Source organism: Methylobacter svalbardensis (assembly GCF_037671525.1).
GTDB classification, from domain to species: domain Bacteria; phylum Pseudomonadota; class Gammaproteobacteria; order Methylococcales; family Methylomonadaceae; genus Methylobacter_A; species Methylobacter_A svalbardensis.
Genome location: NZ_JAWPOH010000046.1, coordinates 1 through 15,166 on the forward strand (window position 1 = coordinate 1; position 15,166 = coordinate 15,166).

At 54.5% G+C, this 15,166-nt stretch carries 13 protein-coding genes; 1 reads left to right on the plus strand and 12 read right to left on the minus strand.

What is annotated here, in order from left to right; translation table 11 throughout:
• Positions 1-69 precede the first annotated feature (69 nt).
• Together RW114_RS15115 and RW114_RS15120 are read right to left on the minus strand one after the other, a co-directional pair.
• The gene (locus RW114_RS15115; protein WP_340123593.1) at positions 70-390 is read right to left on the minus strand and encodes a hypothetical protein; all 321 of its coding nucleotides are present in this window, start codon (positions 388-390) and stop codon (positions 70-72) included.
• 80 nt (positions 391-470) lie between these two features.
• The gene (locus RW114_RS15120) at positions 471-878 is read right to left on the minus strand and encodes a hypothetical protein (protein WP_340123594.1); all 408 of its coding nucleotides are present in this window, start codon (positions 876-878) and stop codon (positions 471-473) included.
• On the opposite strand from RW114_RS15120, the gene RW114_RS15125 reads away from it, so the two are divergent.
• Entirely contained in the window at positions 869-1,891 is a 1,023-nt protein-coding gene (locus RW114_RS15125) for an ISL3 family transposase (protein WP_340123595.1), read from the plus strand. The genes RW114_RS15120 and RW114_RS15125 overlap by 10 nt on opposite strands.
• 532 nt (positions 1,892-2,423) lie before the next feature.
• Here RW114_RS15125 and RW114_RS15130 read toward each other — a convergent pair.
• From RW114_RS15130 to RW114_RS15175, 10 genes are all read right to left on the minus strand, one after another.
• Positions 2,424-3,722: a glucoamylase family protein gene (locus RW114_RS15130; protein ID WP_340123596.1), complete on the minus strand. Its 1,299-nt coding sequence runs from the start codon at positions 3,720-3,722 to the stop codon at positions 2,424-2,426.
• Positions 3,723-4,010: 288 nt separating this feature from the next.
• A complete protein-coding gene (locus RW114_RS15135) occupies positions 4,011-4,226 on the minus strand; it encodes a hypothetical protein (protein ID WP_340123597.1) in 216 nt (71 codons plus the stop codon).
• Positions 4,226-5,902 carry a phosphoglucomutase (alpha-D-glucose-1,6-bisphosphate-dependent) gene (gene pgm / locus RW114_RS15140; protein ID WP_340123598.1) on the minus strand — a complete coding sequence of 559 codons (1,677 nt, stop codon included), beginning with the start codon at positions 5,900-5,902 and terminating at the stop codon, positions 4,226-4,228. The genes RW114_RS15135 and pgm overlap by 1 nt, the downstream gene beginning before the upstream one ends.
• A 63-nt stretch (positions 5,903-5,965) precedes the next feature.
• Positions 5,966-7,579: a Na+/H+ antiporter gene (locus RW114_RS15145; RefSeq protein WP_340123599.1), complete on the minus strand. Its 1,614-nt coding sequence runs from the start codon at positions 7,577-7,579 to the stop codon at positions 5,966-5,968.
• 9 nt (positions 7,580-7,588) lie between these two features.
• Positions 7,589-7,819, minus strand: coding sequence for a hypothetical protein (locus RW114_RS15150; RefSeq protein ID WP_340123600.1), 231 nt, complete (start codon positions 7,817-7,819; stop codon positions 7,589-7,591).
• Complete coding sequence (locus RW114_RS15155; RefSeq protein ID WP_340123601.1) at positions 7,816-8,076, minus strand: hypothetical protein; 261 nt, start codon at positions 8,074-8,076, stop codon at positions 7,816-7,818. Before RW114_RS15155 ends, RW114_RS15150 begins: the two co-directional genes overlap by 4 nt.
• Positions 8,073-9,485 (minus strand): glucose-6-phosphate dehydrogenase, encoded by a 1,413-nt coding sequence (gene zwf / locus RW114_RS15160; protein ID WP_340123602.1) that lies wholly within the window; start codon positions 9,483-9,485, stop codon positions 8,073-8,075. The genes RW114_RS15155 and zwf overlap by 4 nt, the downstream gene beginning before the upstream one ends.
• Before the next feature lie 57 nt (positions 9,486-9,542).
• Positions 9,543-10,979 (minus strand): NADP-dependent phosphogluconate dehydrogenase, encoded by a 1,437-nt coding sequence (gene gndA, locus RW114_RS15165; RefSeq protein ID WP_340123603.1) that lies wholly within the window; start codon positions 10,977-10,979, stop codon positions 9,543-9,545.
• 97 nt (positions 10,980-11,076) lie between these two features.
• A complete protein-coding gene (locus RW114_RS15170; RefSeq protein ID WP_340123604.1) occupies positions 11,077-13,917 on the minus strand; it encodes a plasma-membrane proton-efflux P-type ATPase in 2,841 nt (946 codons plus the stop codon).
• Positions 13,918-13,981: 64 nt separating this feature from the next.
• The gene (locus RW114_RS15175; RefSeq protein ID WP_340123605.1) at positions 13,982-15,004 is read right to left on the minus strand and encodes a class I fructose-bisphosphate aldolase; all 1,023 of its coding nucleotides are present in this window, start codon (positions 15,002-15,004) and stop codon (positions 13,982-13,984) included.
• Positions 15,005-15,166: the final 162 nt, after the last annotated feature.

Consider the following 15,166-nt stretch of genomic DNA (forward strand, 5'->3'; position numbering starts at 1 on the left):
TAATTGAACGAGTGCGTTGTTTTAATGTTCATTTTAATGCAATCCATTCAACTTTAAAACCCACTCGAATCAATCCATAAGTCGGGAAATCAAAATACATTCAAAGTTGCTGTATTTCGACAGCCTAGCCGGGAACACGTTCACATTTACCGGCTGCACCTCAATACTCACCGCTGGCCGACCAAACCCACGGTCAAGTAATTCACGACAAGCCGCCACGGTCACATTGGCCGGTGTCTCAGAATCACGAATTATCTTCATCAATGTGGACAGTACCTCATTGCCATGAACCGATGCAGCCTGCTTAATCTCAAATGTTAATTTGTTGGGAACACCGGCCTTGCGACCGGCCCCCACCCTTTGCCCTCCGCGCTTTGATTTAATCGCCATTGCTTGATACTCCTATTTTTTCATATAAAAAACACAGCTAAACGTCAAGCCCTGTAAGGCTTGCGTCCACTTTTTATTAATCAATAATACTGCCAACTTATTGAGATTATTTTCTTCTCCGGCTTCGGGATATGCACCATTCCACGTTCATGCGCGCCTCGATTACCACCGGGCATTGATACCTTCATATTTTTTGCATCTTTACCGGAACCCATAGGCAAAATCACGCCGGGTGATACTTCAGCGACATAACTAACAGCGGTTGGCATTTTGGGTAACGCTGGCATTGGCATTGACACTGATTGAGTGCCTCTTATATCTTGAGCATAAACAGTACCGCGATCCATAGCCTTACCCATCCGACCATAAGCCTCAGCAATAGTTCCGGTTCCATCACCATACAAGCTTTGATTACCGGCAATAACCCTGCCAGACATACCCTTCACGCTATTTACCGGCGCATTAGGATTATCTCTCAGTGCTTTCAAAAACTCAATACTGCGACAACGGCCCCACGACCACACAGACGTGCAGTTGGTATGACAGCAAAAGCCCGCATACCAAAGCCTATGAGCAATGGCTATTACGCGAATTGATTAATAGCACTATTACCGATGTCAGCATGAAGCGTGGTATCGGTGAGGCCGCCGTGGAAGGCATCATCAACCGCCATATTCATCAGCAGGTTGAATGGCATAAAATTAAATCTATACCGTTGCTCGGTATTGATGAGATTGCGCTGAAGAAAGGGCACAAGGATTTTGTCGTCATTGTCTCAGCTATTAATGAGCAGGGTAAAAAGCACATATTGGCGGTATTACCTGATCGAAAAAAAGACACGGTCAAAGCCTTTTTGGCGGCTATTCCGCCACTGCAAAAAGCCACTATTCAGCGGGTCTGCGTTGATATGTATGAAGGTTATAGCAATGCTGTTTATGAGACGTTACCAGGGGTTGCGGTGATTGTTGATCGGTTTCATGTCGCCAAGAATTACCGAGGATGCGCCGATAAGGCCAGAAAGCAGGAAATGCATGTACTGAAAAAGACCCTGTCCGATGGAAAATATGCCGAACTTAAAGGCGTGATGTGGGCATTTCGGAAGCGTTGGATCGATTTAACCGAGGAGCAACAGGTATCGCTGTTGATGCTGTTCCGTTATTCGCCCCTTCTGCAACAAGTCTATATTCTTAGAGAAGTCATGAGCTCTATTTTCAATAAGCCCTTGACTAAAACGCAGGCTGTTATTGAGCTGGAGGCCTGGATCAAGCGAGTGCAAGAGTTAGGATTGAGCTGTTTTGATTCGTTTGTGGGGACGTTACGGAAGTGGATGAATGAAATCACTAATTATTTCATTCAACGGCAATCGAGTGGTTTTGTTGAAGGACTCAATAATAAAATCAAAGTCATTAAGCGGCGTTGCTACGGGATATATAATTTAGGTCGATTATTCCAACATATCTGGCTCGATGTCGAAGGTCGGCGGTTATTGGGTTATGCCTAACACTATATGTAGTGGTCACCCCACGAAATCGGGAAGAGCCAATTAGGCTATCAAACCCCGCTGGAATTTGAGCGGGAATTCTATAAGAAGACTGCTTAAGAAAGTGTCCGGTTTTAGTTGACCATTACAGTTGCTCGGGGACGTCCACCAGGCCGAGCATCTGGCAGTAATACTTTAATGATGCCCCAACGTCTTTTGTTCAGATCAGTAGGATAGCGTTTTTTCGTCCGTCTTTTTTAGACATATGAAATTAAAATAGGCTTATTTTACCAAGCGTTCAATTGATTTAGAGGCTTTTAAAACGCGTTCTAAGATTCCTCTGCCTCTTAGGTTCAATACCGGCGCCTGAACCAACTATCAGACAGTTTTATCCACAAATTTATTATTTGTATTTCTCGTAAGATTGTCTGTTCGCCAGCGCACACATGGATGTCTAAAGTCTTTTACGGGAAGCATCTCAACCCCTGTAATCTACAATTCGTTGTTATGGATTTATCGGGCATTTTCAACCAGTATATAATTCATACAAGGATCATAGCCAACCACCGCCAAAATCTGCTCGCTTCAATCCGCTAGTGATGTAAGGGCAGTCTCGCATCAATCGCCACAATAAGCCGGTACGATAGTTTTCGATCATGAGAACAATCGGCCCTTGATTAAGCCCGTAATGCCAAGGTGATACCCAGCCATAGGGATTGCTGGATTTTACCGGATGGGTCGGGTTAAAAGTCGCTTTGAAGCCGTAGGGGTTGAACGCTGTTAATTTAACCTGGTGAATGCAATAGTCCAATGTGGGCAACACAATCTCGGGCGCGAACGGCAACGACGCCACCACTGCCCACGGCGCGAGGGTGCCGTCATCGGGTCCGTAGGGCACGCCTCGACCCAGGTAACCGTAGAATTGGCGCTCGATGCCTCCCACTTTGATCGTGTCAGGGCCGGGGCCGTCGCTCGCGGTAATCCCCCAGCAACATCCGCCGTAACCTGCGAACTTGAGCGGATTGGCCATCGCGTACCTTTGCTGCACATAAGTGGCGCGGCGGCTGTTTTCGAAATAGTCGATCCCATTAACGCGCATGAACGCGTCCTGAATGCCGCGAAAATCAATCCAGATATGCGAAAGCTGGTGCGTGAATAGCGGCCCGGCGTAAAGATAGTCATATCCGTAACAATGTTCCCACCGGTATGTCGAAGTCCACGCAGCGTAGCAGTTCCCGGGCAGCGGATGAGTGGGAGAACCCAGCCCCAGGATATACAGCAGCAGCGCCTCATCGTAGCCTTCCCAACGGTACTTGATAAAGCCGCTTTCGGGTTTCCAGCCGTGCGTAACCATGCCACCGCCGTCTTGCGCCCACTGCCAATCCGCACGGCGATAGAGCGCGTCGGCGAGGGTCCGAATTTCATGCTCGTCCGCCGTATTCGCGTCAAAATACATTCCCGCCGTCAATGCACCCGCCAGCAGAAAAGCGCTATCGATCGTTGACAGTTCGCATTGCCAGGCGCGCCGACCGGTTCGCATGTCGAGAAAATGATAATAAAAGCCCCGGTAGCCGGTGGCGTCAAGTTCGGAGCCTTGCGGGCTGTTCCAGAAAAAACGCAGGGTGGTCAGCGTTCGTTCTACCGCTGCGGCACGCGACATAAATCCCCGTTCGACAGCCACCGGATAAGCCGCCAACGCAAAGCCGGTAGCGGCAATACTGGCAGGCCAATTCGCTTCGGTCTTGTCGAGCACCAGCCCGTTATCTGGATTCGTCTCATGCAGAAAGTAGCTGAATGATACATCTTGAAGCATTTCCAGTTCAGCGTCAGTGGTTAATTTCTTGCCGCTCATGGTTTTCCCTTACATTTTGGTTTAAACGGAATCCCCGTCTGCTATGGGGGACTCATCTCTCACGCTCACTCGCTGGAAGGACGAGGTCTCACCCTGATCAGATTTTAATACAAGTTCGTTTACCTTGAACGACATAATCGTGCTTGAAGCAATCTTGTTCATTAACTGCTCGTTTTCCGCACCACTGATAACCAGAGTGATAATTGCACCGGTGATTTTCCAAGTTCCGCGAACCGTACCCGTTGCACTTGGGAAAAGAGTATTAGCAATGAACCCCATAGGATATAGTTAGCAGACGAAAGTACCATTACCGTCGAATGACATTGTTTCTTTCAAATCGCCAACCGTGCCTTGCCAGCGACCGACAATTTTCGTCGAATAGTCCGCCTCCGGAACAGGTTGTGAATTTTTTGCACAGGACGCTAAACAAAATCCCAAGACGACAATTACGATTGTCTCTACCCAAGGCGTACCATTCAATTTTATCAGATCAACTCTTTTCATCATTTTTCCTCGATGTTTTTTGTGGGCGGAGCCGCCGGTGCAATAGCTTTGTTCACGATTGTCTGCGCTTCCTCCAGAATGTGGCGTAAATGATCCGCTCCAAGAAAGCTCTCAGCATATATTTTGTAAATATCTTCGGTGCCTGACGGGCGCGCCGCAAACCATCCACTCTCGGTGATTACCTTCAACCCACCGATGGGCGCGCCGTTGCCCGGCGCCTGAGTGAGGACAGTCCGGATTTTTTCGCCCGCCAGAGCGGTGAGTTTAACCTGCTCGGGTGAGAGTTTCGCCAATAGTTCCTTTTGCTCCGGAGTGGCCGCAGCCTCAACACGGTCATAGGCAGGTTCACCGAACTCGCGCGTGAGTTCGTGGTAAATATCGCCGGGATCGCGGTCCATCCGCACGGCAATCTCCGCCGATAGCAAAGCAGGAACAATGCCATCTTTGTCCGTCGTCCAAACATTGCCATTGATGCGGGCAAAGGAGGCTCCCGCACTCTCTTCCCCGCCAAAGCCAAGCGAACCGTCGAGCAGGCCATCCACGAACCACTTGAAGCCGACAGGCACTTCGTAGAGCTTCCGACCAAGCTTCGCGGTGACGCGATCGATCATCTGGCTGCTGACTACCGTCTTGCCAATCGCTGCATCCTTGCTCCACTTTGGTCGATGCTGGAAGAGGTAGAAAATGGCAACCGAAAGGTAATGATTGGGCGGCAGCAACCCCGCGCTTTTGGTGACGATCCCATGCCGATCATGATCAGTGTCGCAGACGAAGGCAATGTCGAAGCGATCTTTGAGGTCGATCAAGCTCTGCATTGCGTAGGGTGATGATGGGTCCATGCGAATCTGGCCGTCCCAATCCACCGTCATAAAACGGAAGGTCGGGTCAACGGCCTCGTTGACAACCGTCAGATTCAACCCATAGCGCTCGGCGATTCGTCCCCAATAATGCACGCCAGCGCCTCCCAGGGGATCAACACCCATCTTGAGCTTCGCACCGCGGATGGCGTCCATGTCCAGCACATTGGCTAGATCCGTAATGTAAGCATTTAAAAAATCGTGCCGGTAAGTCGTGGGGGCGCGAAGCGCTTTCTCAAAAGGAATCCTTTTCAAACCCGAAAGGCCATTTTCAAGAAACGCGTTTGCTTTTGCCTCGATCCAGGCGGTGACAATGGATCGGGCCGGCCCGCCGCTTGGGGGATTGTATTTGAAGCCGCCGGCATGTGGCGGATTGTGTGACGGCGTGATGACGATGCCGTCAGCGAGTCCGGTCTTGCGCCCGTGGTTGTAGGTGAGAATCGCGTGGGAAACGGCAGGGGTTGGGGTATATTCATCCCCTTGCTCGATCATGACGTCCACCCCGTTTGCCGCCAGCACCTCAAGCGCGCTGGCAAAAGCCGGCACGGACAGCGCGTGCGTGTCGATACCCAGAAACAATGGACCATCGATACCCTGTAGTTTACGGTACTGGCAAATGGCCTGACTGATGGCGAGGACATGCCATTCATTGAAACTGTTTTCGAACGCAGAACCACGATGCCCCGAGGTGCCGAAGGCAATTCTTTGTTCCGGCACTGAAGGATCAGGCGTCTCTGTATAGTAGGCGGTGACGAGTCTGGGAACATTCACCAGCATCGATGCTGTGGCCGGCTTTCCTGCAAAAGGGCTTACTGTCATGGCTTTCTCTCCTCGAATATCATGGTGATGTTATCTCGAACAATAGTTTTATTTCCCGCCCAACTATTCCTCTGAATTATGCCCATCGGCGCGGTTTGGGAACGGCTTTTGCTCTGCGGACCCATCGGATTCTCCGGATTCGAGACGCAGCAACTGCGCATCGATATCAGCCAGCAACTTTTCCTGGACGGTCTGACTGAGAAGTCCGCGGCGAAAGGCATCGATCACCGCGTCTTTTTCCACCGACTGCAGATGCCGTCCAGCCCATTGTAATTCCTCGGCTTTAAGTTGCTGTCCCTTGAGATGCAACTCAGCCAGCGCTGTACTATCGAGTTCAATCTTTTGCTCATATTCGCGGCGGAGACTGGCGAGCACCTCCGGATGGGTGAAATGGACGCGTGACATTTGATTGATTTCTTCCAACGCGGCATGGGCTGCCAGCAACTTGCCGCGCGTCAACTCATACGTGGTGCGTTCCTGCTGTCCGCGCCCAATGCCCAGCCATCGCAGTATCGGGGACATCGTTAACCCATGGATAAGGATCGAAAGAATGACGACCCCGAAGGTCATCGAGACCAGCAATTCCCGATGCGCAAAATCCTTTGGGAGACTCAGCACCAGCACCATGGACAACGCGCCGCGCAACCCGCCCCAAGTCAGGATCACGCTCCACGCCCAGGGAATACGTTCCCGCGTCCTCCGTAACAGCGAAGATACGCCGAAGATGACCATCGCCCTGCCTCCTGTGACCACGAGATAGGCGACCAGGATCGCCTGCCAGGAGGCCAGCAATGCCTGGAATTGCACCTCGAGACCAATCAGAAGGAAGACGATGGAGTTCAGAGCAAAGGCCACGTATTCCCAAAACGACTCCACGGCTATCCGGATTGATGGCGACATACCGAGGGCGCCATAGTTTCCGCAGAGCATACCGGCCGAGACGGTTGCAATCACTCCGGAGTAATGAAAGTGCTCAGCAACCAGGAAAGAAGCGTACGCTGCAATCGTCGTCAGCGTAATCTCGATCATCGGGTCGTCCACCTGCCTGATGACTTGTGAAACCGCCTGGCCGATTCCCGTTCCAATGAGTGCGCCGATACCGACGATCCTGATAAAATCGAAGGCCAATCCGCCGGCTGTCACCACCGTTCCTGTCACCAGCGCAAGGCTCAGCGTGAAGAAAACGATCGCAGTGCCATCATTGAGCAGGCTCTCGCCCTCAAGCAACACGGCCAGACGCTTCGGGACGCCCAGATTCTTGAAGATCGCGACGACGGCGATGGGGTCGGTGGCGGAAATAAGCGCCCCAAAAACCAGCGCATGTTTCCAGGTAAAACCTTGCACGAAATGCAGCAAGTTGGCGACCGGTGTCAAAACCAGGGCCGTCAGCACGATTGCCACCACCACGCCCGGCAGGGCCAACGAAAAAATGGCGAGGCGGTTTCGCCAGAATTGTTTAAATTCGATATGAAACGCGGCCTCGAAGAGCAGCCCCGGCAGGAAGATGCCGAATAGCAACGCTTTCGTCAGGTGGGGCGCTTCGAAGACATGCAGCAGCCCCAACACCAAGCCGGTGAAGACCAAGGCCACCGTGTACGGAACGGCCAGACGTTGCACCGCGATCGCTACGGCTGTGGCCACAACGAACAGCAAGATGAAGATTGTTTCTGTCTCCATTACAGTAAATTACCTCCGCCCATCATTTATGGTGACATGGCCATCCCATTGACTCTGGATTCTGGATTCGACCAGTTGTTCTTCTTTGAGGCCGAATCCGTCAACTCTTCCTGCGCTGGCTTCGGCTGCCAACGCTCCTGCAACGCGAGCACATCTTCCTCTTTTCGTTAGTCGCCCGTGAGTGATGTTGTCGAGCCAGAGGCTTTGACCGGGATCGTGCAGTTGTTGTGTGACTTTCATGATGCCTCCTGTTGCGCACAGCCGGCTTTGGGGATGCCGAGCAAGGAGGAAAAATCGACATTGATCAGGCCGCCGATATGCTCAATCGTTATGTCAGCGGGTGGATAGGCGGCGATATTTCCGGGGTCGAACGCGTAGTGTCCCTGGCGCGGGAACACCGTCGTCAAACGGTCTCCCCAGACTTTTTTCATCGCTGCCAGAATGCGCAGCTTGTTGTCCACATCCAGCAGGAATACAACCTCGTTCGATGCTGTCATTCCGCTGCCCCTGGCAATTGAGGGTTGTGCCAGTTTCCGTGTGCCGCAATAAGCGCATCAGCTTGTTTCGGCCCCCAACTGCCGGGCTTGTACGAATAAGCCTTGTGGTGCGTGCCGAGAACAGGATCGACCACCGCCCAGGCAGCCTCAACCGCGTCCTCACGGGTAAATAGCGCGCCATCGCCGGCCATGGCGTCAGTCAACAGCCGCTCGTAGGGTGTTTCCTCTCCCGGCTGTTCATCCAGCAGGTAAAGCTCGCGCTGGTCGCCGACGAACTCCTTGCCCGCGCGTTTTACGCGCGCGGCGAGGGCAACAGCGGAGTTGGGAGAGAGCTGGAAACGCAGATAATTGGCCCGCCCGGCCACCGGTGCTGAATCGTCGAACAGCCTTTGTGGTGGCGGCTTTAACTCTACCAGAACTTCGGCTGCTGTTGTCGCTAAACATTTGCCGGATCGCAGGTACCACGGCACCCCCGCCCAGCGCCAGGAATCGATGAACAGCCGCAGGGCGCAGAAGGTCTCGACGTCCGAGCCTTTCGCTACGCCCGGCTCTTTCCGGTAGCCCGCGTACTGACCGCGCACAAGATCGTCCTGCTGTAGAGGGCGCATAGCCTGGAACACTTTGGCTTTCTCGCTGTGAACGGCGCCAAAGCCCTGATAGGCCGGCGGCTCCATGGCGAGCAGCGCGACAATCTGGAACAGGTGATTCTGGATGACGTCGCGTAGACAGCCGGCACTTTCGTAAAATGCGCCGCGACTTTTTACGCCGAAATCCTCGGCCAGCGTAATCTGCACGCTGGCCACACAGTTGCGGTTCCAGATCGGCTCGAGAAACGAATTGGCGAAGCGGAAATAGAGGATATTCATGATCGCCTCCTTCCCTAGATAGTGGTCGATGCGGAAGATCGAATCTTCCGCAAATACCGACAGCGCGATGCGGTTGAGTTCTCGGGCCGAAGCCAGGTCGCGTCCGAACGGCTTTTCAACGATGACGCGTGCCTGATCGGCCAAGCCCGCGGCACCGAGCCCTTTGATAACCGTCGCGAACAGAGAGGGTGGAATGGCGAGGTAATGAGCAGGATACCGGGCATCGCCCAGCGTCTGCTTGAGCGCTTTAAACGTACCCAGATCGTTGTAATCACCGCCCACATACTGGAGCTGGGAAAGCAGGTGGTCGAGGGCGTTCCGGTCATCGATCTTACCGGCCTGCTTGATACTGTCCGTCGCCTTTTCGCGCACTTGCGCCAGACTCCACTTCGAGGAGGCGACGCCTACTACCGGCACGTTGAGGATGCCGCGCTTAACCATCGCGTAGAGCGCCGGAAAGATCATCTTGTGGGCGAGGTCGCCCGTCACGCCGAAGACCACCAGTGCATCAGCCGGCGTCGTACGGTTGGAGTTATGGTCCATAACAGCGCCCCCCTTTGTTGTCATCATGGTAACCAAACTCGCTCGATTCACCGGTTTTCATGATTCTCCTCCCTTTTCCCATTCCGTGTGAAAGGTGCCCTTGGCATCGATGCGTTCATAGGTGTGCGCCCCGAAATAATCGCGCTGGGCCTGGATGAGATTGGCCGGCAGCCAGGCGCTGCGATAGGCGTCGAAATAACCCAACGAAACCATCAACCCCGGTGCCGGCACCCCTGACTCGGCCGCCTGGCATACCACTTGACGCAAATCTTCCTGATGTTCCATGAGCTTGACCGACAAGTTGGGATCCAGCAGCAAGTTCGGCAGATCCCGCCTCGTTCGAAACGCCGAGCAGATTTCTTCCAGCAACGCGGCGCGGATGATACAGCCGCCTCGCCAGATTCGCGTCACGGCTTCAAGATCGAGGTGATACTGGTATTGTTCCGAAGCCACCGCCAACAGCGCCATGCCTTGCGCATAGGTGATGATTATCGCGGCAAAAAGCGCGCGGCCCAGTTGCGTCAGGAACGTGTCGTGGTCGCCGGCCAAGCGCCGATGGGATAGCTGATAAATTGCGCCGGCCTGCTCCCGTTCCTTCGCAAATACGGACAGGTCCCGCATCTCGACCGCCAGGTTAATGGTCGGGATCGGTACTTGCAGTTCCAATGCGCTCTGCGAAGTCCACATGCCGGTGCCTTTTTGCTTGGCCACGTCGAGGATTTCGTCGATCAGCTGCTTGCCGGTCTTCTCGTCTTGTTTGGAGAAAATATGGCTGGTGATCTCCACAAGATAACCGTTAAGTTCGCCCTTATTCCATGAAGCATAGGCCTCATGCATTTCAGCATCGTTCAAACCCCAACCGCGTTTCATCAGGTCATAGGTCTCGGCGATAAGTTGCATCACTGCGTACTCGATGCCGTTGTGAACCATTTTCACGAAGTGCCCGGCTGCTCCAGGGCCCAGCCAGGTCACGCAGGAATCGCCGTTAACCTTTGCCGCCGCCGCTTCAAAGACCGGACGGACCCGCTCATAGGCCACTTTCGGCCCGCCGGGCATGATGCTCGGTCCGTGACGCGCGCCTTCTTCGCCACCCGACACACCCACGCCAAGGAAATGAATGCCTTTTGCCGACAGCTTGCGGGCGCGCACGTCGGTGTCTTTGAAGTAGGAGTTGCCGGCATCGATAATGAGATCGCCTTTATCCAGGTGCGGCAACACATCCTTGATGACCGAATCGACGGGCGCGCCGGCAGGCACTAGCATCATAACCGCACGGGGCGGGCGGAGCAGAGCAATGAAGTCCTTGATATTGTCCGTCCCGCAGATGTCCCGGCCGGCGGAGTCCTTCCTCAGGGCCTCAACCTGGTTCGGGTCCTGGTCATAGCCCGCCACCGGAAAGCCATGGTCGGCTATATTCAGCACGAGATTGCGCCCCATGATACCCAGGCCGACCATGCCGATTTCATAACGTTGTTGTGATTGCTTATTGGTCATGGTTTTGTCTCCAGAGAAGTTTGCCGAAATGGGTGGAATTGATTTTTATCTTCATCTTCATCCTTTCCTCCATGCCCGCCGCGTTGTTCGCGTCTGTTTATTTATGGGGTTCATCTCTCCGAATCTCCCGCTCTGCCTTCTCCCAGTCCTGAACTGCTCCACTGTCATGGTGACCCTCCTGCTCGTAAAGTTCATAGGCTCGCTTGGCGATCTGTGGCGTCAAATCGGCTGGTGTTTCGGCTTTGGCCTCTGGTTGAGGTTCGGCTTTGGCTTCAGGTTGAGGTTGAGGCTCCGTTTTGGCTTTAGGTTGAGGCTCGGCTTTGGCTTCATCTTTCCAAACCTTCTGCTCCGCCTTTATCCAGTCCTGATCTGCACGACCGTCCTGGCGGCCTCCCTGTTCATAAAGTTCATAGGCTCGCTTGGCGATTTGGTCTGTAGCATCGGCAGGTTTCCTTTCCAATAGCGGCGCGTCCGTTGGATCGAATATCCGGTACGCCAGCAGTTTCACGCGATCATTAACGAGGAACCACACCAGCGCATAGCCCCAGACGAACCCGGCCCATTTCCAGCCTAGGGGTGTCATAAACACGCCATATACCGCAATCAAGGTCGCCACGATTTGCGTACCGAGCACCGCTACCCATAGAACCAGCGCGGGGCGTATGGACCAGAACGGACCGCGTGTGCGCGTCAGGAAAATCGTCAGATGTCCCGCCACGGACAGCTTCAAATACATCAGCGTCTGGATGTGCGCGCGGTCGAGATGAAAGACGCGCTCGCCGAGATAAAACAAGCCGAAGGCGGCGACGACCCCGATAATGCCCAGCACTGTGGATATCCCCAGCACCATGTGCATGTTCCAGGACTCGGGCTTGTCTTTGTAATGGACGTTGTCATAGGCGATGGACAGGATGGCGCCGTCGTTTAGCAACGCCAGCATCACGATCATCACCGCAGTCACCGGGTAAAAGTTAAATACCAGGATCGACAAGGTCATGAACAACAACACGCGCAGTGTCTCGGCGATGCGGTAGATCGCGTAGCTGTTCATGCGCTGGAAGATTTTCCGGCTCTCCTTGATCGCGTCGATGATCACCGACAGTCCCTCCGTCATCAGCACGATGTCCGCCGCCCCACGCGCCGCGTCTGTCGCACCGGAAACGGCGATGCCGCAGTCGGACTTCTTAAGCGCGGGGGCGTCGTTCACCCCGTCGCCGGTCATGCCGACAATGTGACCGCTTTTTTGCAGGACATCAATAATGTGGAACTTGTGTTCAGGGAACACCTGGGCGAAACCATCGGCCTTTTCGATGGACTCCGCCAACTGCGCCGTCTCGTGATGCTTGGTGTCGGCGAAGCCTCCGGCATTGAGAATATTGCTGCCCATGCCTAATTTTTTGGCTGTTTCCTGGGCAATTGCCAGTGCATCGCCGGTCACCATTTTGACCTTCACGCCCATCTCGCGCGCGGTCGCGATGGTTGCCTTGGCTTCTTCTCGTGGCGGGTCGAACAGGGGTAACACGCCTAGGAACCTCCATTGGTTTTCCTGATCGGCCCGCGCCACGCCCAATGAACGAAAGCCGCGCGCCGCAAATTCATTGACTGCTTTCTCGACAGAAGGCTTCACCTCATCAGTGTTGGACGCCAGCTCCAGGATCACCTGCGGGGCGCCCTTGGTCACCTTGAACTCCTTTCCATCCGTGCCCTTGACGGTGGCCTCGGTGCACTTATGCACCGGATCGAACGGCTGGAAATGAAGCACCTGATAGTCTTTCAGGGCCTGGTCATTTTTCAGGCCACCCAGCACGGCCAAATCGATGGTGTCCTTGTTGTCCGCGCGTGACGCCAGCGCGGCATTGAGGATGACTTGGTCGGGAGGTATGCCGTTGACACTGAACGGATCGCCCAGAGTCAGTTTGTTCTGTGTCAGGGTGCCGGTCTTGTCCGCACATAGCACGTCCACGCCCGCCAATTCCTCGATGGCCGCCAAGCGGGTCACAATCGCCTGTTTTTGGGCCAGCAGGCGCGCGCCGACCGCCATGGTCACAGACAGCACTGTCGGCATCGCCACCGGAATCGCGGCCACGGTCAGCACCAAGGCGAACTGCAAGGTGGTGAGGATAGGATCGCCACGGAACAGCGCGACGGTAATAATCACCGCCACCAGAGTCACCGCGAGGATAATCAGGTAATTGCCGATTTTCAACACCGCGCGTTGAAAATGACTAATAGTTTCTACCTCCTGCACCAGTTGTGCGGTCTTGCCGAGGTAGGTATTCTTGCCCGTAGCGTACACCAGCGCGTCGGTTTCACCGGTGCGGATGATCGAACCCGAGAACACCGCCTCGCCGGATTTGCGCGTGGCGGGCAACGACTCTCCTGTCAGCGCGGATTGATCCACCTCCACCGGGTCGCCCTCCAGCAAGCGCGCATCCGCCGGCACGATGTCGCCCAGACGCAGATGGATGACGTCGCCCGGCACCAAATCGCGCGCCTCCGGGTTGGTCCATTTCCCATCACGTTTCACCTGCGTCTTGACCGCCAGCTTGGCTTTCAGCGCGGCGATGGCGTTGCCCGCCTGATGTTCTTCCCAGAACCCGACCACGGCGTTAGCCATAAGCAGAAGCAGGATGATGCCAAAGTCCGGCCAATGTTGGGCTACCGCTGAGAGGATCACGGCCGCTTCGATCATCCACGGAATCGGCCCCCAAAAATAGCTGAGGAATTTCAGGAAGGCATTGGTTTTCTTTTCTTCAATCTCGTTAGGCCCATATTGGGTCAGCCGTTTCTGTGCCTCAGCCTGACTGAGGCCGTCGGGCGACGACCCCAGTTTTTTCTCCACTTCCGGCAGGGGCAAGGATTTCAGTTCGTCGTTCGCATCGGGCTTCGTATCGGACTTCGACTCGGGAGCCTTGGGCTGGTCGGTATTAGGTTTCATAACGGCTATTCTCTAGTCTTTGCTATGCAGCAGGTTTCGTGAGTTGTAGGATACTAGTTGTCATTCATGTCTTTTCCATCGTGGCATTGTATTCGCCACGGCGCGCAGCCCGGTTACATCGAGCTCGATGATACAGAGCTTGCTGTGCCGCCAACACGTGGGCCTCCTCGCCTTGCCAAATCTGCAGAGCCGGTTGCTGGATGGCGCGGGCAAACGAAAACGCCAGCGCCCAAGGCAGTTGCGACTTGAATCTTACATTCATGGCATTCAAACGAGCCGATGCCAATTCGCTGGATTGGCCGCCCGACAAGAACGCAATCCCCGGGACAGCGGCAGGAACGACTCGCAAAAGACACCTCACCGTGGCGTCGGCCACTTCGTCCACCGTTTCTTGCTTGGGGCAGGTCAATCCCGGCAGCACCATATTGGGTTTCAGGATCATACCCTCGAGCATCACCCGTTGTGTGTAAAGCTGGTTGAAAACCGTTCGCAGGACTTCCTCCGTTACCTCGCCGCATTGCTCCAGGGTGTGCCCGCCGTCCATCAGCACTTCCGGCTCGACAACGGGAACCAGACCGGCTTCCTGGCACAACGCGGCATAACGAGCCAACGTCTGCGCGTTGGCCTCGATGCAGCCCCGGCTGGGAAGGCCCTCGCCGATGACAATGACCGCGCGCCACTTGGCAAAACGGGCGCCCATTTGAGCATATTCAGCCAGACGGCCGCGCAAGCCATCCAGACCTTCGGTAATTTTCTCTCCGGGATGACCGGCCATAGCCTTTGCTCCGGTATCCACTTTGATGCCGGGAATGATTCCTGCATCGGTGAGGACTTTGACAAAGAGCGTGCCGTCTTTCTTCTGCTGACGGATCGTCTCGTCGTAGAGGATCGCGCCACTAATGCTCTGACCGAGACCGGGCGTGGTGACAATCAACTCCCGCCAGGCGCGCCGGGCCTCCTCGGTCTGGGGAATCCCCAGCCGGGCAAAGCGTTTGTTGCAGGTTGGATTACTTTCATCCATCGCCAGCAGGCCCTTGTCGCCGGCGACAAGCGTCCTCGCGGTGTCTATAAGCGTTTGTGCACTCATCTCTGATACCTCCGTATATGATGATTAATGGATGATCTAAAAAGCCCATCGTATAAGGTGGGCTGAATTTGTCATTTAAAACTACAGCCGCTTTGTGCAGATATTGCACGCTATTTTTCAACCAAGTATTTCATATAAGCGATGATTCCACTGCGATGTTCC

What these genes read in the sequence shown, in the direction of transcription:
- RW114_RS15115 (WP_340123593.1), bottom strand. Translation starts at nt 390, where the DNA reads ATGGCGATTAAATCAAAGCGCGGAGGGCAAAGGGTGGGGGCCGGTCGC.
- RW114_RS15130 (WP_340123596.1), bottom strand. Translation starts at nt 3,722, where the DNA reads ATGAGCGGCAAGAAATTAACCACTGACGCTGAACTGGAAATGCTTCAA.
- RW114_RS15135 (WP_340123597.1), bottom strand. Translation starts at nt 4,226, where the DNA reads ATGAAAAGAGTTGATCTGATAAAATTGAATGGTACGCCTTGGGTAGAG.
- pgm (WP_340123598.1), bottom strand. Translation starts at nt 5,902, where the DNA reads ATGACAGTAAGCCCTTTTGCAGGAAAGCCGGCCACAGCATCGATGCTG.
- RW114_RS15145 (WP_340123599.1), bottom strand. Translation starts at nt 7,579, where the DNA reads ATGGAGACAGAAACAATCTTCATCTTGCTGTTCGTTGTGGCCACAGCC.
- RW114_RS15150 (WP_340123600.1), bottom strand. Translation starts at nt 7,819, where the DNA reads ATGAAAGTCACACAACAACTGCACGATCCCGGTCAAAGCCTCTGGCTC.
- RW114_RS15155 (WP_340123601.1), bottom strand. Translation starts at nt 8,076, where the DNA reads ATGACAGCATCGAACGAGGTTGTATTCCTGCTGGATGTGGACAACAAG.
- zwf (WP_340123602.1), bottom strand. Translation starts at nt 9,485, where the DNA reads ATGGACCATAACTCCAACCGTACGACGCCGGCTGATGCACTGGTGGTC.
- gndA (WP_340123603.1), bottom strand. Translation starts at nt 10,979, where the DNA reads ATGACCAATAAGCAATCACAACAACGTTATGAAATCGGCATGGTCGGC.
- RW114_RS15170 (WP_340123604.1), bottom strand. Translation starts at nt 13,917, where the DNA reads ATGAAACCTAATACCGACCAGCCCAAGGCTCCCGAGTCGAAGTCCGAT.
- RW114_RS15175 (WP_340123605.1), bottom strand. Translation starts at nt 15,004, where the DNA reads ATGAGTGCACAAACGCTTATAGACACCGCGAGGACGCTTGTCGCCGGC.